Here is a 20,439-nt window from a genome sequence, read left to right on the forward strand (position 1 = left end):
AAATCTTTAAAAGGTATTAACTTTCCAAAGCCTCAATAATCGCTTGGGCCGTTATGCGTGCAGAAAAAGGATTTTGGCCTGTAATGAGATTTCCATCTCGCACTACATTAGGTGCAAAAGGAATAAATTTCTTTTCATAATGTGCGCCGTGTTCTTTCGCTAACTCTTCAGCGTTATATGGTACTTTTTTTGCCACGCCTGCCAAGACTTCCTCACACCATGCAATCCGTTGGAATCACATCACATTGATTAAACGAACAGGTGGCTTTATTTTCAAATCTTAAATTTTGGTGTTTGACTCTAAAGTTAGCTTTAATCTTATAGTGATTCTACCCGCTAAGAATGACATGACTTTAAATCATCATATTTAGCGATTTAATCAATTTAAAGGCTAAATCACATGAATACAAAGAAACAGTTTACTGAAGTTGAGTTTGGACAACAAAAAGTCAAGGTACCTAAAGGTGGGTATTATGATCGCTTTAGAATGAATCCTGACCTAGATGAGGTCGCCAAAGACCCTGTTGCTGGCAATATTGATTATTTCCGTACTATTCCTAAGAAACTGGTTGAGTCGAGAGTGGGTAAGGTATGGGCACCCAATTTTTATTACCGCACAGCCAATGTTCAAGTCCTGATGCTGGCTCCAATTGAACAGCTCAGGAAAAAGCTACCTGCACCACTCCAAGCCTTACAGCCCTTTCCTGGTTATGGATTGGTTGCCCTGACTTTTTTCACCTATTCAGTCTGTGACAATGATCCCTACAACGAAGTATCTGTTGCGATTGTGGTGCGTAAACCAAACGCCCGTGGACCACATGCACTGGAATTAGTGAATTCGATTCGCCAACGCCATTTTTATGCCCATGTGCTGGCCTTACCTGTCGATACTGAAATTGCCCGAGTGCGTGGTGTATATGGATATCAACTGCCTAAATGGCTGACTGAAATTAACGTCGATATTTGGGCAAACTGAGGTGCAGGCAAACCTGACAGATCCATCAGGTAAAGTGGACCTTAGTTTAACCACACCCACTCCAGCCTTACAGCATGTGAAACCTGAGTCGCGTATGACTGAGGCCACCATGTTGCATCAGGTGGATGGTGTGTGGCACCAAACGCTGGTGCAGTCCAATGTGCTGTCATTTGCCCAGAAACTGTTGCCAAGAAAAGTTAAACTGGTTCGTCATGGTGGGCCTTTAAGTCAGTTGCTGGATGAGCTTGGTGCCTCGACCATTCTTCGTCTAGATGTGATTCAGGATGCTCAGTACTCAATTTACCAAAACCCTTAAAAGAAAAATCCATAAGTTTTCAAACTATGCCCCAACGCATATCACAAGGAAAATAGTTTATGAAATGTATTACTTTTAACGGTGCTGGTCAGGAAAAAGTATGGCCTTTAATTTTCAAATGGAAGCTAAAGCCTTTACTATATAAATCATTTGACCTTGAGGAAGCCCGTCAGGCACATGAATTTCTACAGCAAGGTGAGCATGTGGGTAAACTGGTCCTGATTGTTAAGAAATGACAGCTATTTATGATATGAGAAGTTAAGAAGTTTAATTCTAACTTCTCAGGGTTTCAACTTCGTTATTACATTCGAATAATCATCCAAACTTTTAGCACTTATTCTGAGTCAAAATATTAAATCCCATACGTGGTCCAAATATAGCCAATGTTGGTATCAATCCTTTGATCGGTTTAGGCTGTTGACCGTGACCAATACGACGAAATTGAGCTGCATGCCAAGCCAATTGTAGATAAGCATCTATTGGCTTGTATCCAACCGCAGGAATATTTACTGGTTCCTGTACCGATTTTCCTGCCAATAACTGTTTTGCCAAATCTGGTTGCAAAGCAAATGGGCGTGCCAAACCAATCAAGTCGACCGTTCCATCTGCAACAATACAGTTCATAAAATCAACATGGCGTAATCCACCTGTGAGCATCAGTGGTAATTTACTCATCTTACGCAATGCGGTTGCATAATCAACAAAGTAAGCATCTCTCTGAGTCTGCCGTTCTGGTGCATAGCCCAACTGTGCAGGAGACTCATAATTACCACCAGATATTTCAAGTAAATCGATACTTTCCGCCTCTAATGCCAGTGCAACCTGCAATGACTCGTCCTGACTCAAGCCACCTTTTTGGAAATCAGCCGAGTTTAGTTTTACACTCAATATTTTGTTGTTTCCGATCGCTTGACGTACCGCACGGACAGTTTCAATTAAAAAGCGTCGGCGATTTTCTGGATTTCCACCCCACTGATCGGTACGAATATTTGATAAGGGGGATAAAAACTGTGATAACAGGTATCCATGTGCAGCATGAATTTGAACGCCGTCAAAACCAGCCTTTACAGCTAATCCAGCAGTATTTGCAAAACGTTGAACTTGTTCCAGAATTTCGGACTCACTCATGGCACGTGGCATACGAATTACACTCATCAGTGGCAAATTCAGCCCAACTGCTGAGGGTGCGATTGGTTTTTTTAGCAGCGGCAGTACAGCAACTCGACCTGGATGATTAATCTGCATAATAATCTTGCCACCATTTAACCGAGCGGCTTGTGCCCATTCTGCATTTGCCTGCAAGAATTGTTCATCTTCCAACACGACATTTCTCGGTTCCACAAATGCACGATGGTCAACCATCACATTCCCCGTGATTAAAAGCCCTGTCCCGCCCCGCGCCCATGCAGCATAAAGTTTCTGTAAAGCAATTGTTGGAGATCCATGACGATCAGCCAATTGCTCACTCATTGCTGATTTCACAATACGATTGGGAATGGTGATACCGCAAGGCAATTTCAGCGGTTGTTGCAAAGGACTTGCTAGACTGGTTTGTAATTTTTTCATTAGAAGATACCTATTTGCATAATGGTTTAAATTTAAATAATTTGAAATTTCAGCTTTAATTGTTCCATCATCACTCGATTGTCGTGCTGCCAGGGATGAAAGTTGGGTGCAAAAAATCTAAATAATCCTGGCTGACTTGATGTACAAGACCCTTTATAAAACACGTGGATTAAACTGGCGCATCAAAAAAAGTGGTGTTTTCAAACGTGGAATTTGAATGGGTGGAATCAAGCCACCAGACAAATCACAGCGGTGTAAACGTGCCTCTACAACCTTGCCCAATCCCATTTCATGCAGCGGATCATTCTCTGTGCCTGTAAAGCGTAAATTCATCTCCACATGACGTACTTCAATGGGATGCTCTTTAGGGGTAAAACGGACCTCTCTTGGTAAGGTCAAGCCCAAACCACCTGTAATGTTACGATGTGGCAATCCCAGAATAGGCGGTGCATCCTCAATAACATCGCCCAGTGTTGCATTCATTTCAATCAATACCGTTCCTCGACGAGAGGCTATACTGATAATGCGTGTGCCATCATTATTCCAACTGATTTCGCCAGTTTTTTTAGGATAGCCGAGCAATTCACGCCCAATAATCATGGCGCGATCATCATCCAGAATCATCCACGGACAAAAAATGCCTGTTTTATTGCCCACCTGAATATGTACAAATAGGCCAGCCTCATGGTAGGTCCCTGTATATACATTCTCAGGGAAATAGGCACAAAACAGATCAGCCCTGGTTGGTTTTGCCAATTTCATGCCTGCTGGCAACCAGCGCACCATTTTCTTTTCATCCACCTCAAGTACAGCCGTTAGATAATGAGCATTGTGATAAAGCTTATTGCCAAGGTTCGCCAAACCAATTGGGGTGCGCAAATCATGAATAAGTTGTCTCATGCTTTTAACCTCGAAAACACTTGTTTTAATATGGGTAGTAAAATGACTCTCGGTGTATATCGTCCTCCCAAGGTTTGTGCCTGTGCGACCAATCCTGGAATTACAATACGACGATTACATTCCATCCCCTGAATCGCTTCTTTGGCAACACGCTCTGCCGTTACCCACACAAAGTTGCCCCCCATACCATCAATTTTTGAGATACCTGCAACTTCATTGAAACCTGTTATGGTTGGACCTGGGGCCAACAAGGTACAGGTTACGCCTGTCCCATTCAGTTCACTGTGTAGTGATTCAGCAAATGAGTTTGCAAAAGCCTTTGTAGCTGCGTATGTCGCATTGGCTGGAGTTGGTTGATGACCTGATGTGGAACCTACAATTAAGATTGCTCCACTTTTACGCTGAATCATGTTAGGCAATACCGCTAAAGTCAGATCCTGTACCGCAACGACATTCACCTCCGTTTCTTCACGCTCCCGATCCGCATTTAGTTGGTGCAGCCGACCAAAGGTGGCAAAGCCAGCGTTATTACATAAAATAGAAATACTGGTTTTTTCCAATTCCTTACGGAATCTGGTTCTTTCTTCACGATTCGCAAGATCACATGGACGTAGGCTGACTTCAACTTGATACTTTTCACTTAAGGTTGCAGCGAGAAGCTCCAGTTTATCGACACGCCGCGCAACCAAAATGAGTGAATAGCCGCGTGCTGCAAATTCTTTGGCAAGTGCTTCACCAATACCAGAAGATGCGCCAGTAATTACAACAGGAGATTCTTTTAACGGAGGCGGTAAACCCATCATCAATACTCATATCAACAGAATGATCTCAGTATTCAGGATGTAAAACTTGAGCGTGAGATGGAGTTCAGACATACTACTAATCATTTTCGGCCAATATCATACAAAAATGAAAGATCCGTATGGGTTATCCAAAGCCAGTATTCCTATTTCCTATGCCCATTTATTATTGGAGATTATGGTTGAAAAGGGTTTTTCGGCATCCGAGATATTGCATCAAAGCAAAATACCTTTAACATTATTCAACCAATTGGATGCCCGCATCACCCCCATACAATGGTCAAGACTGGCTTGGGCAAGTCTGACTTTGGCACAGGATTTGGGGTTGGGATATCAATATGGTTTAAAACTTCGGCTGACTGCCCATGGTCCAATGGGATATGCCTTAATGAGTAGTCCCTCATTGCGTTATGCGATTGAGCTGGCAACCCAATTTTTTAATATGCGGTTAAAAGATTATAAAATCGACTTTTATGAAGAAACACAGCGATCTATTATTGAAATAAAACAAACTCATCCTGTGATAAGCCAACATCATGAACAGGCAGAAACTCTAAGGCGCTTTTTCTATGAATGTTTGATGATCGGTGTTGTTCAAACTGCTCAATCCTTGGCTGAGCATGATTTTTCCAATGTCGAGCTGCAAGTTGACTGGCCTGAGCCACCCTATCATGAAAAATTTAGGCATCAATTGCCTAGGATTCTTTTTAATCAGGCCAAGAACCAGGTGTGCTATCCCTCTTCAATTATTGATTTACCCACTAAAATGGCAGATCAGACTGCTTTTCAGCAAGCTCTAGCCCAATGTGAAGCTGAACAAATTCGTTTCTCAGAACAAATTCAAGACATTATTTTAAGAGTGAAAACGGAATTGTTACTTGTACCACAAAAGGGTTATCCATCTTTGGAAACCGTTGCCCAACGGCTGCATATGTCAAGTCGTACGCTTAGAAGACATCTCAACCTAACTGGTGTTTCTTATTTGGCCCTATTGGATGAAATAAAATATCAAGAAGCGAAAAAACTGTTATTCAATAGTGATATGGAAATACAAGAGATTGCGCTTTACCTTGGCTATATCCAGCCTGCTAATTTTGCACGTGCCTTTAAAAAATGGAGTGGAATGACTCCAATTCAATTTCGTGAGAAAAAGCAAAAAATTTGAAATATATGTTTTTAGGACACTTGGGCAATATTCCTATTACCCAAGGCATTCTGGTTTTATATTTGCCTATTTAATATTCGTTCAAAACCACATTCAAAAAGGATATTGTTTAGAAGTTCATCGTCCAGGATAGCTGCGCTGTACGTGGTGTACCAAGAAATAAGTAATCATCCCCAAAGAAGCTACCTGCATCACGCCAGTATTTTTTATTGAACACGTTGTCAACGTTGAATCGAAGCGTGTTTTCATAACCATAGGCACGGAAATTATAGGCTGCGCCTGCATCAAAGACAGTATAGGCTGGTACTTTTACGGTACCCGTTCTGTCAGCATATTTAGCACCGCTATACTGCATGCCTGCCAATAAACGTAATCCATCCACTTGTGGTACTTGATAAGATAGATGGCTGGCAAAACGTACCGTTGGTACATTCTGGGTTTGGTGGTCCTGATACTCAGGCACCTGTATATCACTTAAACGCGAACGGATCAGTGCCAAGGTAGAGCTCATATCCAGATGTTGTCCTAAGCGCCCTTGCAAACCAAGTTCCAGACCAAGATTATGCTGTTCACCATCATTCACATAGTCACTTGCAGCATCGGTATACTGATTGTCCTGTTTCAGGTCAAACAATGCCGCCGTAAACAGTAATGTTTGCCACTGCTGCTTCATTCCCAATTCATACTGGGATGAATGCCTTGGTGCCAAGGTTGCAAATGCATTGTTGGCATACCAGGGTGCCTGCCCACCATCACTCAGGCCTTTGGCATAAGAGGCGTATAGATGGGTATTTGTCCAAGGTTGATACATCAGCGCAAACTGGGGCAGAAAGCGATTAAAGCTGGTGTCCCGAATATTATTGCGATCAGCATCATAGGCATTTTCATTTAAATGCAGCAGTTTCCCACCTACTAAGACTGACCAATCAGTATTAAAATCAATCTGGTCGAGTAGGTTTAATGCCATTTGCTGACTGTCCAATGATTTGTAGTGATGACCCAAAGCCGTATTGGATGGTGCATAGTCCACGCTATCCGTATAAATATTTCCTGTACCCACTAGCTCATTGATTGCGTCGTACTGTGCATGACGTTTATAGGTGTGCGACAACTCTAAATTAAGGTGATGTTGCCAGGTCCCTGTGTTGAATTTACCGTTTAACCCTGTTTTAAATTGATTAGTCAGATAGCTGTCATCTGGGCTACGGAAATCATAAATATCATAGTGACCATTTTGGTCAAAGCTATTACCCAAACCTGTGATCTGGCATCCATCACTGTAGCAACCCCAAGCAAATGCTGAATAATCATCAACCACGACACGGCTTTGTGAAGCACCCAGATTTGCTGTCCAATGATCATTGATCTGGTAGTTATATCTTAAGCTGGCATTCAGGCTTTCATTGGTGACAGGTTTGCCCCAGCTTTGATAGCCAAGCAAACGCTCCCAGTCAATTCCAGTGGGTACAGTTTTCCCATCCAGCAACTGATAACCTGGAACTGAACGCTGACGTTGACGCTGTGACTCAATATCAAATTCTAGTTTTGAACGATCTGACATTTTCCAGTCCAGAGCCAAAGAACCAAACAGGCGCTTACCATCAGCATGATCAACATAGGGATGAATTTGTTCTGTAGCGAGATTTACCCGATAACCAAGCTGATGATTTTCACCGAGCAACCCACCGAGGTCGGTTGCCACACGATTGCCACCATAACTATCTGTTTCAACTATAATGGACCGAACATCTTTCGGACGTTTGGTGACATAATTAACTACACCAGCAGGTGTTGACATCCCACTTTGGATTGCACTTATCCCTTTTAAAATCTCGACCTGTTCCTTGTTTTCCAGTGCCACATTTTGCTCACCTCGCAACAGGTTGTCATTGAGCAAATAACTTGAACCTAGATTCAAGGCAAAGCCACGCATCACAAAGTTCGGATAATAACCAATCGGTGCATAACCATCACCTACAGCGGCATCGTTTTTAACAACATCGGTTAAGGTTTTTGCATGTTGATCCGCTATGAGTTGTGCTGTGACTGTGCTGATGGAGGCAGGAATTTCAACAAGATTTTGTTGGGCGAAACCCGATAAATTCACCTTGGGTTGATCATAGATAGTTTGTGGTGTTTGCGCCGTTACTGTGATGGTTGCAAGCCGTGATATTTCATTCTTGACTTCGGCATGTACCACTCCTGAGTTCAGGCCTAAACATGAAAATGAACCAACCGCCAGTAATGCCTTTTGTAAACGAGAAAATGGATACGTTTTCACAGTAATTGCCCAACCCCAAAAGATAATTTTAAAACCTGAAATTTTCGGGCTTGAGTATTCACAATTTTGTTAAGTTGAACAAGCATTTCTAGGACATATTCAAGATTTTTTAATTATTATCTCAAGCTGTTTTTACACATTAAGAAATATAAAAATAGGCAACTACAAATGTAATCAGTACATTCATTTCGATTAATTCAATACTTGCGCCAATGGTATCGCCTGTAATTCCACCAATTCTTTTGATAAATAGCGAACGCAAATAAAAAAGTAACAGTAAAAAGCTAATAAATACAGCTAAGCCATACCATTTGAATAGACAAAGCAATGATAATGTAATGACAAAAACCATCCATGCAATAGTTTTTGAAAGAAAATCTGTCATTGAACGTCCCAAGCCTTTGTCTCGGACATAGGCTGTGGTCAAAAACAAAAATAAGGCGACACTACGCCCAAGCATAGGAATCAGAATTAAAAATGCATTCAAATGCTGTTCAACTAAAACGTAAAGTGCTGCAAATTTTAACAAGCACACCATAATCAGACTGAGCACACCAATTGGACCACATGCTGGGTCTTTCATAATCTTTAAGGTACGTTCTCGATCTCCAAAACCGCCTACCCATGCATCTGCGGTATCGGCAAGACCATCTAAATGTAGGCCACCAGTCAGCCAAATCCAGACGACCAAGACAATACTGGCTAACAGAATGGCGGGTAGCTTGATCAGAACAAACGATAATCCAAATAAAACCAACCCAATCAATAAACCAATTACAGGATAAAATAATAAGGATTGTGAATTTTGCCTTGCCGTGGGGATTTGCTTTAATTGCACAGGAACAATGGTGAGAAATTGCAGGGCAATCAAAAATGGCAACATTACTCAACCCTTTCAAAAGATAATTGTGCTGCTTGATGAGACAATCTAAAGGAATGTAATTGCCCAAGTTCAGCAGACATTTTAAGCAGGTCATCCAGACGCTGTTGTTGTGCCAAACAACTTAATAATTTAATCACACCGCCATGTGTGACTACCAATGCAGACGGATATTGATGTTGCTGCATATATTCGGCAATCTGCTGAAAACCATTGAAGACACGTTGATGAAACTCGACTAAAGATTCCCCGTTTGGCGTATGATATTGGGTTGGAAATTGCCAGAAATTTGCCAATAACTCAGGTGATGTTTCATAGATGGTTTGAGTGGAAATGCCCTCCCAATCACCGAAATGCATTTCCTTGAGATATTCATTTATCAATAAGGGTCGTTGTAAATCATGTGACAATTTTTCGGCAAATAATCGGCAACGCTGTAAGGGTGAACTTACAATAAAATCCCAAGTCTTTTGATTAAGATGATGTTGAATGGTCGCCTGCATCTGCAACCAGCCCTGTTCTGTCAGTTCATCATCAAGCTGCCCACGAAGTGTATTACCTAAAGTTGTCTCACCGTGACGCAACAAGTCCAGCCGAAAATTAGCCAACTTTATCACCTGAAACCGCCGCTTCTGCAAAAGTTGCCATTTGATTATGCAACACACAGGCAAGCTGTATCATTGAAAGTGCTGAACCAGCACCACTGCCTTCACCTAAACGCAGGTTCATGTTTAAAATCGGTTGGGCATTTAAGTCTTTTAAAATACGTTGATGACCATATTCAGCCGATTGATGACCAAATAACATCCATTCCCTGACCTGTGGCTGAATACGAACCGCACATAAGGCAGCAACCGAGCTGATAAAACCATCAACAACGATTGGCACCCCCATTTGTGCGCAACGCAGATATGCTCCTGCCATGGCGGCAATTTCCAGCCCACCGACCGCTGCCAAAATTTTCAACGGATTATTGGTCACATCATTTTTATGTAATTTCACTGCCTGATCAATCACGTTAATCTTGTGTTGTAATTGCTCAGTATTAATCCCCGTGCCCACACCTGTAAGCTGTTGCGCTGATTCATCTAGCAGTAAACAGGCAAGTGCTGAAGCTGAACAGGTATTGCCTATGCCCATCTCACCCGCAATAAAAATATCAGCCCCTTTCGATTTTGCTAGGTCTACGCTGTTTTTACCCAATTGTAATGCGGCCTGACACTCTTGTTCAGTCATTGCAGCCTGTTTGGCAAAGTTTGCCGTACCTGCACGAATACAGTGGCGTTCAACGCCTGTATAATTGTAAGCATCACCCACCGTTCCACAATCAATCACCTGTAAATGGGCCTGATGATGCTTGGCAATCACACTGATCGCTGCACCACCTGATGCAAAATTTTGCAGCATTTGGCGGGTTACAGCTTGAGGATACGCCGAAATATTTTCTTCCACCACGCCATGATCACCTGCAAAAATGCTAATCCACGGTTTATTGATTTTTGGAAAAACCGTACCCTGTAAACTTGCCAAGGTAATTGCAATCTGTTCTAAATCACCCAGTGCACCTGTCGGTTTGGTCAGTTGTAATTGACGTTGCTCAGCCTGCAATTTTGCATCCAGATCAGGTTGCTTTACAGCTTCCATCCACCAATAAGCCTGCTCAGCCATATTATTTTTCACCTTTTAAAATCATTGGAAATCCTGCCACACAAAACACCACTTTATCCGCCAATTGGCCTAATACCTGATGTAAACGCCCTGCCTCATCCACAAAACGTCGGCTGATTTCACCCATCGGCACAACACCAAGCCCTGTTTCATTACTCACTAAAATGATGTCTGATTTCAATTGGGGCAATACTTTCAGTAATTTTTCGGTTTGTTGCTGCTGTAATGCTGCATCTTCAGCCAATAATAAATTGGTCAGCCACAAGGTCAGGCAATCTACCAAAATGAGTTGATTTTTTTGATCAAGTTGCAGCAATTGATTTGCCAGGAAAATTGGCTCTTCACAGAGTTGCCAATGACTTGGACGTTGTTGCTGATGATGTTGAATGCGTTGCTGCATTTCTTCATCCAATGCCTGCGCCGTTGCAATATAGACAACTGATAAACCACTGTCTTTAGCAATCTGTTCAGCCAGACGGCTTTTACCTGAACGTGCGCCACCTAAAATCAGTTGCAACATATTTAACCTAATGGAATTTGATGATAAGGATAAAGTAATCCTTGTAAAATCTGGGCTTTATAATAGCCGAAAGTGAGTTGGTTCACCTGAATTTTCATGTTTTTTAGTGGCAGTTTTTGAATATGTTGCAGAACCAAATCACTGGCCCAAGTATCACCATAAAGCCCCAATGTGATATGTGGACAATAATCAACTGCTGCAATCTCTGTTGAACTTTGTGCAAGTTGCTTACGAATTTTATTCAGGATATCCTTTTGATCATGGATATGTAGAAATAATGCACTACTAAAGCTATCAAGCTGGGTAATTTCCAGCTCAAAAGGTTCTAGCTGTAGTTGTTGAAGTAATTCAATCTGGTGATTTAAGGTCTGAATTTCAAAATCATCATCAAAATTGGGATGATGAGAATTTAGAAAACCACAAACAAATAGTGTGATGTGATATTGGCGCTGGTTAGACTTGATCAGTAAATCTGAAAATTGTGCCCTGATCTCATCTAAATAGCTGATGAGTTCAGATTGGCAAATCTCAATATACCACACCCCATAATCAGAACGTCCACGATGCCATTCAGGATAGTCTCGGATTTTAGTGGCGACAAGTTGACTGGATGCTTGTAATAACACAACATTTAGAATGACTTTAAAGTTGTGCTATTCAAACATAATTTGCCAAAAAACTTAAGGCTGAATATTGAATTTAGACATATTCAGCCGAAGTCATCCAGGCTTTTTGAACATTGGAATAAAGTGGAGTTTTTTGAAGCTGTTGCTGAATTCCCTCATATAACAAGTTAAGCAAGGCCTGTTTCTGGGAATCTAAAATGTCTAGTTTTGCAACATTTTCCTGTAGATGCTGCACAATTTCAATTTCATCCAATGCCAGTATGGTCAATGCATAGACATAACCCCCAATTGCACCTGTTAATAGGTTCTGATAAGGAAGCTGTTGCTGAATATGATTTTCAATACTGCCCAAAACCCGCTCATTCACATTCAGCTTGCATAAGGGATTTCTTGCTACACGTTCACACGGATCTTTATAAGCTGATCGACAAGAATTTAAAAAACTTTCCGCCATACGATCCAACTCTTTCGACTGGTTTGGCACAATACTTCCCAAACCCAACTTAACTTCATCAACCAATTGAGTCATAAAGTTTTTAAGCCCTGAATCGGCTAAGGCAATACCGATGGTTTCATGTCCAGCTAGACTCGCCTGCCACGCCAGCATGGCATGACAACCATTCCACAAACGATTCTTGATGATCTGAATATCAGAAATATGATCAACCAAAATCATTTGGCGCATTTTGCTCAGCAACGGACTGCGATTTTCTACATAAATTGGCATATCCACTTCGCTATTGAACAAAATCAAGTCCATATTTTGTAAAAACTGCCCTGCCTGAAATTGTCCGCGCATATCCTCCAGACACACCGTGAGTTGTTGTTCCTGTTTTTCAGACAACGCCGTTTCATCTGACAATTCTATGGTGTCCTGATTTAAATCATTCTGATATTGCTTAAATAAACGGTGCTTGATGTTCAACTGGCGATACAGTGCCTGATCGCTGAGCTTGGACACCATCCGATTAACCACAGTGTCACAGAAATAGTGTTCACTTAAAATATGCTCGGCAATATCCTCATCCGTGATTTCAAGCAGTGCTTCACGGAGACATTTTAGAATCAGGAACTTGGCTCCAACCTTGTTCAACACGATTAGGAATGTAATCGGTTCATCGTTCTGTGTGTCCTGTGACAAAAAACGTGCCAGTAAACCTTTGGCAATGATTTTTGCTTCAGATGCAATCGCCTGTTCAGGTAGACACAGTGCAATCAAACTGGATTGTATATACATATCCAACATCTGTTGTTCATTGTCAGCATTGATCACTGTTAGATTCTCAATCCGCTCATCGTAAGAACACTGGCCATAGCGGATGCTGTAGCTGGCAAAACTATTAACTGACTCAAGATATAAACGGTTGCGGGTCGATGCTAAAATTCGCTGTGGTCGGGTAAATCCATCCCAGTGAGATAAAATCTGGGCAATATATCCACCACCAATCGCGCCAAAACCATGAATCCCCACAATCAACTGGTTCAGGCTTTGTGGAAACGGTTCCTGTAGCTGTGGCATGCCCATTTCAGGAATATATTGATCCAAAGCATTCAGACACTCGTAAATATCCTGATAATAAAACTTTGCCTTGGAAAGCATCTGATCATTGGGTTCTTTAATATCTTTAAATAACAGCGTAATACCACCTGCATCACAGGCTGAGCAAATTCCATTTTCGGAGTCTTCAAACATAAGGCATTGTTTAGGCTGTAAATTTAGTTTTTGTGCTGCCTGTATAAAAATTTCTGGATGTGGCTTGCCCCGTTCAACTTCATCACCACAGACCAATAGATCAAAAAATTTATAGACATTGGCATTAATTAAATATTCTTCCGCAATCGCCCGACGGCTTGAAGTCGCCACAGCCATTCTTAAACCAGATTTTCTTAAGCGTTCCAGAACCTGCATCAACCCTTTCTTGACTGGAACACCATTTTGACGAATCAACTCAAGTTCCAAGGTATCTGCACGTTGACGGATCTCTTGATAGGAGATGTTGTCTCCATAATATTTTTTTGCAAGTTGTTCAGCAGTTTTGGCGCTTAAGCCCAGACACTGCATCAAATAATCATCTGAAAATTCCTGTCCAATGAGTTCCTGAGAGGCCTGTTTTAATGTCTGAAAGCGTAATCGCTCTGTATCAAACATTGTTCCATCCATATCAAAAATTGCCCCTTGGACAGGATAATCATGAAAAATCAGCATTGTTACTCCTTTGTTTTGTTATACGTTTTATAGGGTAACCAAAAAATAGGCTTAAAATTCAAATAGTAAACAAATGAAATAAATTTGAACAAAAAACAATCAAATATGTTTTAATTTATATATAAATATCTATTTATTGATCAGAACAGTTGCATCATTTAAAAAAATATGATTCTTTTTTAATCGTTATAGCGTTAATTTATAGGAGAAAAATCTTCTATGATGGATTTTATTGATCATCTTATATCAACATTTTCAGTAGCATCAAAGTGTAAATATTCCTAAAATATCTACCACTCCATATATCTACTGATCCAAAACATCCGAAAAAGTTGCGCCAAGCAGTTTTGCTAAATCTTGAGGGTCCAGACCAATATCCAATCCCCTTTTCCCACCACTCACATAAATTTTGGTCAACAGTTTCGCCGTTTCATCAATCACCGTTTTTAGGCGTTTCTTCTGTCCCAATGGGCTAATTCCTCCCACCAGATAACCTGTCAAACGCTCAGCATCTTTCGGATTTGCCATCTGTAGTTTCTTGCATCCAACTGCTGTGGCAACTTTTTTTAAATTAAGTTGATGATTGACAGGCAAAATAGCAACGAAAAAGTTTTTTTCGTCAGTTACCAGTAAGGTTTTAAACACTTCCTCTACCCGAAGATTCAGTTTTTCTGCCGCTTCCAAGCCAAAACTTTTAGCATTGCTATCATGTTCATACTCATGAATTGAAAACGGGATTTTATTCTTTTCTAATAACTTGCAAGCTGGCGTCATATTTTTCAGGTCAATTAAATCTAGATTTAAAATGGGTATAACTGTAGCAAATTTGGATAGATAATTAAATTTTACTTAGGCTATTTTAATATAAATCCATATCTTGATAATTGGGCAATGCGCCTCATATATTTATTCAAGGTGAAATGCACAAGGCTCAAGTCATTTATGAGTTACAAACATAATAATTTAATGGCAATGCGCCAGAATTATTGGGATGATGAATCTTCTACAATACAGGCTGAAAAGCAATTTCTGAGAGATATACTTATTGAAGAAGGTATTTTTAAGGATGCGACTTTAGACGATACCAAGTATTTTTTCTTCACCCTCCCCAGTATTATTATTGTCAAAGCCCATGCATTAGGCTTTCATCATAACCATGTGAAACGTATGCTCATCAAGCATATTCACACAAACAGAGTAGCTTTAATGCGAAAGTCATCATTAAAAATTCAGTTTAAGATTTAGGACAAATGTATATCAAAACCGATTTAAAGATAAAAATCTTACTTAGGCTATTTTGATAATATTGATCTATTTCACAAATTTAGACTGATAATTCAAGCGATTGAACTATTTTAATACGTTCAAAAGCTGTAATATCCACTACAATTTAACTCTCGGCTTTCCTCCCCTCCGATTTCAGCATAGGATTTTTCTTTCATGTCAGATCAGAACGATAAGCTTAAGAACCTAAAAACCTCATCGGTGGATCGCCGCTTATCTATTGCAAAAGCCTCTTTACTTGCTGGAACACGTTGGGCAACTGCAAGTGCGACTTCCATTTTCTCCAGTGAAGAAGAAAAAGAGAAGAAACGTAAAAAAGCCATGGCTGAACAGGCACACTATTTAGTTTCTGAGATTGGGAAATTAAAAGGTTCAATCGTAAAGATTGGGCAAATGATGGCTTTATACGGCGAACATTTTCTGCCAGAAGAAATTACTCAAGCATTAAACACGCTAAATAACCAGACTGTTGCCCTGGCTTGGCCAGCAATTAAGGCACATTTACAGGAACAGTTGGGTTCAAAACTAGATGAACTGACCATTGACCATGAACCTATCGGAACGGCCTCACTGGCTCAGGTACACCGTGCCACACGTAAATCAGATGGTTTGGAACTTGTCTTAAAGATTCAATACCCAGGTGTCGCTGAAGCAATTGACTCAGACATGAATCTTTTCAAAAACATGCTAAAACTCACCCGTATGGTGCCGCAAACGCGTGAATTTGATCAGTGGTTTGATGAAGTCCGTGAAATGATGCATCGTGAAGTGGATTACGGGATTGAGGCAGCAACAACTCGTCGCTTTGCTGAACGTCTGAAAGATGACCCTCGCTATATCGTTCCTGAAATTGTCGATGAATTCTGCGCTGAAAAAGTGCTCTGCATGACATTTGAACGTGGTGTGCCTGTAAACAGCCCTGTGATGCTTTCTCTTCCTCAGGAACGTCGTAACCAACTTGGTGAAGCTTCTTTAGAAATTGCAGTACGAGAGCTGTTTGAATGGGGTGAAATGCAAACCGACCCAAACTTCGGTAATTATCTTGTTCGTTTGGGTAATGGTGATGATATAAAGGACAAAATTGTTCTCCTCGACTTTGGTGCAATTCGCCAGTTTGATGACAATTTATTGACCGTCGCACGTAACCTGATCCATGCTGGTTATAACCACAACAAAGATGAAATGGTTAAAGCGATGACAGGCTACGAGTTTTTTGATGCAATGCCTGAAAGTATCAAACCAGGTATGGCAGATGTCTTCCTGATCGCAACAGAAGCTTTTAGCTGTCCAGCCAATAATCCAGATATACCAGCAGGCGTTATGGATGAGCAGGATCGTTATGACTGGAAGAAAAGCCAGCTTCATAGCCGTGTCATGCAGCAGGCTGCACAGTCAATGGCATCTCGCTATTTCTCTGTTCCACCCAAGGAATTTATGTTCATTAGCCGTAAGTTTATTGGTGCCTATACCTTTATGACAGTGATTGAAGCAAAGACCAATGTGCGTAAAATGATTCGTGAGTTTGCGTAAGCTACACTTTTGCATTGCAAATTATTCATATATGAATAATAATAGAACTGTAATAACGGAGATGTTATAAATAATCAGCCTAGAGCCATTGCGATAAATGCCGTTATGATCGTAAGCGTTCTGTAAGTTCGCCAATACTAGGTTACACACTTATCTTAAAGCCCATTTATTGGGCTTTTTGTCTTTTTGGGGTTTGGATGGTTGCAATCTATTTAGATGAAAGTGGTGATTTAGGCTGGACATTCACTGCACCTTATGGAAAAGGTGGTTCTAGTCGAACATTAACAATTGCAAGCGTACTCTGCCCTAAGGAAAAGACAAAACATCTCAATCGTATTGTGACAGGTTTTTATAAAGCCAGAAAACGTCCTTTTAGCAACGAGTTAAAATCCTACGATTTAAGCTCAAAAGAAAAGGAACAGTTCATCAAGCAACTCCTCAAGTTACATATTGATCATCCTGATATTAAGTTAATTTCAATCACTGTTAACAAGAAAAGAGTGAAAAGTAAACTCAGAAATGATCCAAACGCGCTATACAACTACATGGTTAAAACCATGCTGTTAGATCATTTATGCAGGTATAAACACATTGATTTTATGCCTGATTCCCGTTGTGAGAAAGTGAATGTTGGTTGGAATCTGGAAATATATCTAAAACAAATGCTCGCTGAATGTGCTCAGTTGAATGATATTGAAAATGAAAGCTTAAATATAAAGCCTTTTGACAGCCGAGTAACCAAAGAACTGCAATTCATAGATTTTTATGCAGGACTGATATGGAGTAAATATGAGTTTAAAGATACACGTATAGACCAGTATTTAGATATTGTCACGCCATCCAACGAATTACTATTTTTTGAATAATATTTATATTCAGCCAATTGACTTTGTCAGTTTGGTCAATTTTTTTAACAGTTATTTTTTTAATATTTTTAAAAACAAATAAAAAACAAAAAGATAATTCGTTTAATCCCCCTATATTACCCTTTATCATTCTCAAATAAGCATGTCAAACAAGACATAGTTTTTTTAACCAGAGCATGTCAGCATAATTTTACAATCATCCCCTAGGATAAAGTCATGTCGAATATGATGAATAAGGCTCAAGGTTTCGGGCTATCTTTAATCACAAAAATTGCAGGAAGCGAAGTACTTGACCAACTCAAATTAAGAAAGTTTGTAGAGAAATCACTCTATCAAGGTTCAAAAACAGGCTTTAAAGTTCTGACCAAAACACAGAAAGCGTTTAAGCCGCAACCGCTTGATAAGCAACGTCTCCCAAGTCAAGCCAACAAAAATCTATTTGATCTAAGCTTAACTGAAGAACAACAAATGACTGTCGATGCAATGTCACAGTTTGCTCAGGAAGTTTTATATACCTTGGCCCATGATGCTGACCATAATGCCCAGTTCCCAGAAGAACTTTGGCAGCATTTGGTTGATCTAGGCTTAAACTACTACGCACTTCCTGAAGCGTTAGGTGGTGTTGCAGCAGAACAAAATATTGTCAGTAATATCCTGATCGCTGAAAGTTTGGCAAAAGGCGATTTCAGTTTAACGGCTGGCTTACTCAGCACATTTAGCGTGATTAATGCGCTTACCCGTTGGGGTTCTACGCAAGTTCAATCCATGTACTTACCAGTATTCGCAGAAGATACCGATGTTACGGCGACATTTGCTTTTCAGGAAGCAACCCCTGCATTTAACCCATTCCAGTTAAAAACCAAAGCCACTGAAAATAATGGTCAAATTACCATTACAGGTGAAAAAACTTTGGTGGTTTTGGGTGATACAGCAGATGTATTCCTAGTCAGTGCTGAGTTTAATGGCCAACCTGATATTTTCGTGGTGCAGTGTGATGAAAGCATTTCCATCAAAGCCAATCCAGCGATGGGATTAAAAGCGGCAGAAACAGCAACACTACAGTTTAACCAGACCTCTGCCTTACGCTTAGGTGATGCAGACTTTGACTATACAGCTTTTGTCGATCTTGGCAATCTGATGTGGTGTGCCATGGCGATTGGCACTTGTGAAGCAATAAAAGCTTACTGTATTAAATATGCCAATGAGCGTACCGCCTTTGGTGAGCCAATCTCACATCGTCAAAGCGTGGCATTCATGATTTCAGACATGGCAATTGAGATTGATGCCATGCGTATGCTGGTACTCAATGCCGCAAGCCTGGCAGAAGCAGGCAAACCGTTCCATCGTGAAGCCTATCTGGCACGTTTACTCTGCGCTGAAAAATCGATGAAGATGGGTACAGACGGCGTTCAGATTCTAGGTGGGCATGGTTTTACCAAAGAACACCCTGTTGAACGCTGGTATCGTGACTTACGTGCAACCGCAATTTTACATTCTGGCTTACATGCTTAATTTTGGAGAATAATAATGAACTTACAAAATCCGAAAAAATTTAAAATGCTGGTTGATCAGGCACATGAAACAGCAATCAATGTACTCCGTCCAATTTCCCGCAAATATGATAAAGCTGAACATGCCTATCCAAAAGAATTGGACATGCTGGCTGCCCTATTGGATGGTATGAATGAAAGTGGTGAAGGTGTGGGCGCTGCCAATGCCAGTAAACGAGGTACAGCCAATCCAGATGCCATCGTAAATGGTGGTAATATGTCGGCTGCACTCGGCATTATTGAAATGTGCTATGGCGATACAGGCCTATTGCTTAGTATGCCACGTCAGGGTTTAGGTAACTCAGCGATTGCTGCGGTTGCCAATGATGAACAACTGGAACGTTTCAAAGGCACCTGGGCTGCTATGGCCATTACTGAATCTGGTTGTGGTTCAGACTCAGCTGCAATCCGTACTACTGCGACCAAGGATGGTGATGATTATATCCTGAATGGTGAGAAAATTTTTGTTACCTCTGGTGAACGTGCTGATTCAGTGGTGGTATGGGCCACACTGGATAAGAAACTGGGTCGTGCCGCAATTAAATCCTTTGTTGTGCCTAAAGGTACGGCAGGCATGAAAGTTGAACGTCTGGAACACAAGCTCGGGATTAAAGCCTCAGATACGGCGGTGATTAGCTTTACGGATTGTCGTGTGCCTGCTGCCAATCTATTGGGAAATCCTGAAATTGATGTCGCCAAAGGCTTTGCTGGTGTGATGGAAACCTTTGACAATACGCGTCCACTGGTTGCGGCTATGGCGGTTGGTTGTGCCAAAGCTTCATTGGAGCGCATCAAGGAAATTTTCAAAGACCAGTTAGATGCTGAATACAAAACACCATATTTACAGTCTTCCAATTTAGCTGCACAGATTTACCGTATGGAAGCCGAATGGGAAGCTGCCCGTTTATTGGTACTTAAGGCAACATGGATGGCTGACAATAAGAAACCTAACTCCAAAGAAGCTTCAATTGCCAAAGCCAAGGCTGGACGTGTAGGCAATGAAATTACACTGAAATGTGTCGAGCTCGCTGCAAGTGTTGGCTATGGCGAGGATGAACTACTGGAAAAATGGTCACGTGACTCAAAAATTCTCGATATTTTCGAGGGTACACAGCAAATTCAGCAATTGATTATTGCCCGTCGTGAATTGGGTAAATCTTCAAGCGAATTAAAGTAACCTAAATCTATAAAGGTGTTCAGTTAGAAAAGGCTTTCGAGTCTTTTCTAATTATTCATGTTCACAAAAAGCGAAGACACACGTTAAAATCTAGTTTAATATTAGGTTTAATCGTAAATTAAACTAGA

Annotated in this window: 17 protein-coding genes and 3 pseudogenes; 8 read left to right on the top strand and 12 right to left on the bottom strand. The window is 40.8% G+C overall.

The window, feature by feature from the left end; all coding sequences use genetic code 11:
* Nucleotides 1-16: 16 nt before the first annotated feature.
* Nucleotides 17-223 (bottom strand): annotated as a pseudogene (locus N5J47_RS04595) (hypothetical protein); the annotation flags it as partial.
* A 177-nt stretch (nt 224-400) separates the two neighbouring features.
* Between N5J47_RS04595 and N5J47_RS04600 the strand changes: the two are divergent.
* Together N5J47_RS04600 and N5J47_RS04605 are read left to right on the top strand one after the other, a co-directional pair.
* Nucleotides 401-1,348, top strand: a pseudogene (locus N5J47_RS04600) (acetoacetate decarboxylase).
* Between the two features lie 27 nt (nt 1,349-1,375).
* A pseudogene (locus tag N5J47_RS04605) lies at nt 1,376-1,528 on the top strand (zinc-binding dehydrogenase); the annotation flags it as partial.
* Nucleotides 1,529-1,619: 91 nt separating this feature from the next.
* On the opposite strand, the gene N5J47_RS04610 reads toward N5J47_RS04605, so the two are convergent.
* The 3 genes from N5J47_RS04610 to N5J47_RS04620 all read right to left on the bottom strand — a co-directional run bounded on the left by N5J47_RS04610 (nt 1,620) and on the right by N5J47_RS04620 (nt 4,558).
* On the bottom strand, nt 1,620-2,858 hold the full coding sequence (locus N5J47_RS04610) for an NADH:flavin oxidoreductase/NADH oxidase family protein (protein ID WP_279959026.1): 1,239 nt from the start codon (nt 2,856-2,858) through the stop codon (nt 1,620-1,622).
* Nucleotides 2,859-3,011: 153 nt separating this feature from the next.
* The gene (locus N5J47_RS04615) at nt 3,012-3,758 is read right to left on the bottom strand and encodes an acetoacetate decarboxylase family protein (protein WP_279959025.1); all 747 of its coding nucleotides are present in this window, start codon (nt 3,756-3,758) and stop codon (nt 3,012-3,014) included.
* Entirely contained in the window at nt 3,755-4,558 is an 804-nt protein-coding gene (locus N5J47_RS04620) for an SDR family oxidoreductase (protein WP_279959166.1), read from the bottom strand. Before N5J47_RS04620 ends, N5J47_RS04615 begins: the two co-directional genes overlap by 4 nt.
* A gap of 109 nt (nt 4,559-4,667) precedes the next feature.
* On the opposite strand from N5J47_RS04620, the gene N5J47_RS04625 reads away from it, so the two are divergent.
* Nucleotides 4,668-5,723, top strand: a complete 1,056-nt coding sequence (locus tag N5J47_RS04625; protein ID WP_279959024.1) for an AraC family transcriptional regulator — start codon at nt 4,668-4,670, stop codon at nt 5,721-5,723.
* Nucleotides 5,724-5,832: 109 nt separating this feature from the next.
* On the opposite strand, the gene N5J47_RS04630 is transcribed toward N5J47_RS04625, so the two are convergent.
* The 8 genes from N5J47_RS04630 to ybaK all read right to left on the bottom strand — a co-directional run bounded on the left by N5J47_RS04630 (nt 5,833) and on the right by ybaK (nt 14,678).
* Entirely contained in the window at nt 5,833-8,004 is a 2,172-nt protein-coding gene (locus N5J47_RS04630) for a TonB-dependent siderophore receptor (RefSeq protein WP_279959023.1), read from the bottom strand.
* 139 nt (nt 8,005-8,143) lie between these two features.
* A complete protein-coding gene (locus tag N5J47_RS04635) occupies nt 8,144-8,887 on the bottom strand; it encodes an adenosylcobinamide-GDP ribazoletransferase (protein WP_279959022.1) in 744 nt (247 codons plus the stop codon).
* Nucleotides 8,887-9,492 (bottom strand): histidine phosphatase family protein, encoded by a 606-nt coding sequence (locus N5J47_RS04640; protein ID WP_279959021.1) that lies wholly within the window; start codon nt 9,490-9,492, stop codon nt 8,887-8,889. The genes N5J47_RS04635 and N5J47_RS04640 overlap by 1 nt, the downstream gene beginning before the upstream one ends.
* On the bottom strand, nt 9,485-10,552 hold the full coding sequence (gene cobT, locus N5J47_RS04645; RefSeq protein WP_279959165.1) for a nicotinate-nucleotide--dimethylbenzimidazole phosphoribosyltransferase: 1,068 nt from the start codon (nt 10,550-10,552) through the stop codon (nt 9,485-9,487). Before cobT ends, N5J47_RS04640 begins: the two co-directional genes overlap by 8 nt.
* A 1-nt stretch (nt 10,553) precedes the next feature.
* Entirely contained in the window at nt 10,554-11,072 is a 519-nt protein-coding gene (gene cobU / locus N5J47_RS04650) for a bifunctional adenosylcobinamide kinase/adenosylcobinamide-phosphate guanylyltransferase (protein WP_279959020.1), read from the bottom strand.
* A 2-nt stretch (nt 11,073-11,074) separates the two neighbouring features.
* The gene (locus N5J47_RS04655; protein WP_279959019.1) at nt 11,075-11,698 is read right to left on the bottom strand and encodes a 2'-5' RNA ligase family protein; all 624 of its coding nucleotides are present in this window, start codon (nt 11,696-11,698) and stop codon (nt 11,075-11,077) included.
* A gap of 73 nt (nt 11,699-11,771) precedes the next feature.
* A complete protein-coding gene (locus tag N5J47_RS04660; protein ID WP_279959018.1) occupies nt 11,772-13,904 on the bottom strand; it encodes an HAD-IA family hydrolase in 2,133 nt (710 codons plus the stop codon).
* Between the two features lie 306 nt (nt 13,905-14,210).
* Nucleotides 14,211-14,678, bottom strand: coding sequence for a Cys-tRNA(Pro) deacylase (gene ybaK / locus N5J47_RS04665; protein WP_279959017.1), 468 nt, complete (start codon nt 14,676-14,678; stop codon nt 14,211-14,213).
* A 168-nt stretch (nt 14,679-14,846) separates the two neighbouring features.
* On the opposite strand from ybaK, the gene N5J47_RS04670 reads away from it, so the two are divergent.
* The 5 genes from N5J47_RS04670 to N5J47_RS04690 all read left to right on the top strand — a co-directional run bounded on the left by N5J47_RS04670 (nt 14,847) and on the right by N5J47_RS04690 (nt 20,311).
* Complete coding sequence (locus N5J47_RS04670; protein ID WP_279959016.1) at nt 14,847-15,149, top strand: hypothetical protein; 303 nt, start codon at nt 14,847-14,849, stop codon at nt 15,147-15,149.
* A gap of 195 nt (nt 15,150-15,344) precedes the next feature.
* Nucleotides 15,345-16,718 carry an AarF/ABC1/UbiB kinase family protein gene (locus N5J47_RS04675; RefSeq protein ID WP_279959015.1) on the top strand — a complete coding sequence of 458 codons (1,374 nt, stop codon included), beginning with the start codon at nt 15,345-15,347 and terminating at the stop codon, nt 16,716-16,718.
* A 197-nt stretch (nt 16,719-16,915) separates the two neighbouring features.
* Nucleotides 16,916-17,584: a DUF3800 domain-containing protein gene (locus N5J47_RS04680; protein WP_279959014.1), complete on the top strand. Its 669-nt coding sequence runs from the start codon at nt 16,916-16,918 to the stop codon at nt 17,582-17,584.
* A 225-nt stretch (nt 17,585-17,809) separates the two neighbouring features.
* Nucleotides 17,810-19,096 carry an acyl-CoA dehydrogenase family protein gene (locus N5J47_RS04685; protein ID WP_279959164.1) on the top strand — a complete coding sequence of 429 codons (1,287 nt, stop codon included), beginning with the start codon at nt 17,810-17,812 and terminating at the stop codon, nt 19,094-19,096.
* Nucleotides 19,097-19,111: 15 nt separating this feature from the next.
* On the top strand, nt 19,112-20,311 hold the full coding sequence (locus tag N5J47_RS04690) for an acyl-CoA dehydrogenase family protein (RefSeq protein WP_279959013.1): 1,200 nt from the start codon (nt 19,112-19,114) through the stop codon (nt 20,309-20,311).
* Nucleotides 20,312-20,439: the final 128 nt, after the last annotated feature.

It is taken from the genome of Acinetobacter sp. GD03645, assembly GCF_029845285.1.
GTDB lineage: Bacteria > Pseudomonadota > Gammaproteobacteria > Pseudomonadales > Moraxellaceae > Acinetobacter > Acinetobacter corruptisaponis.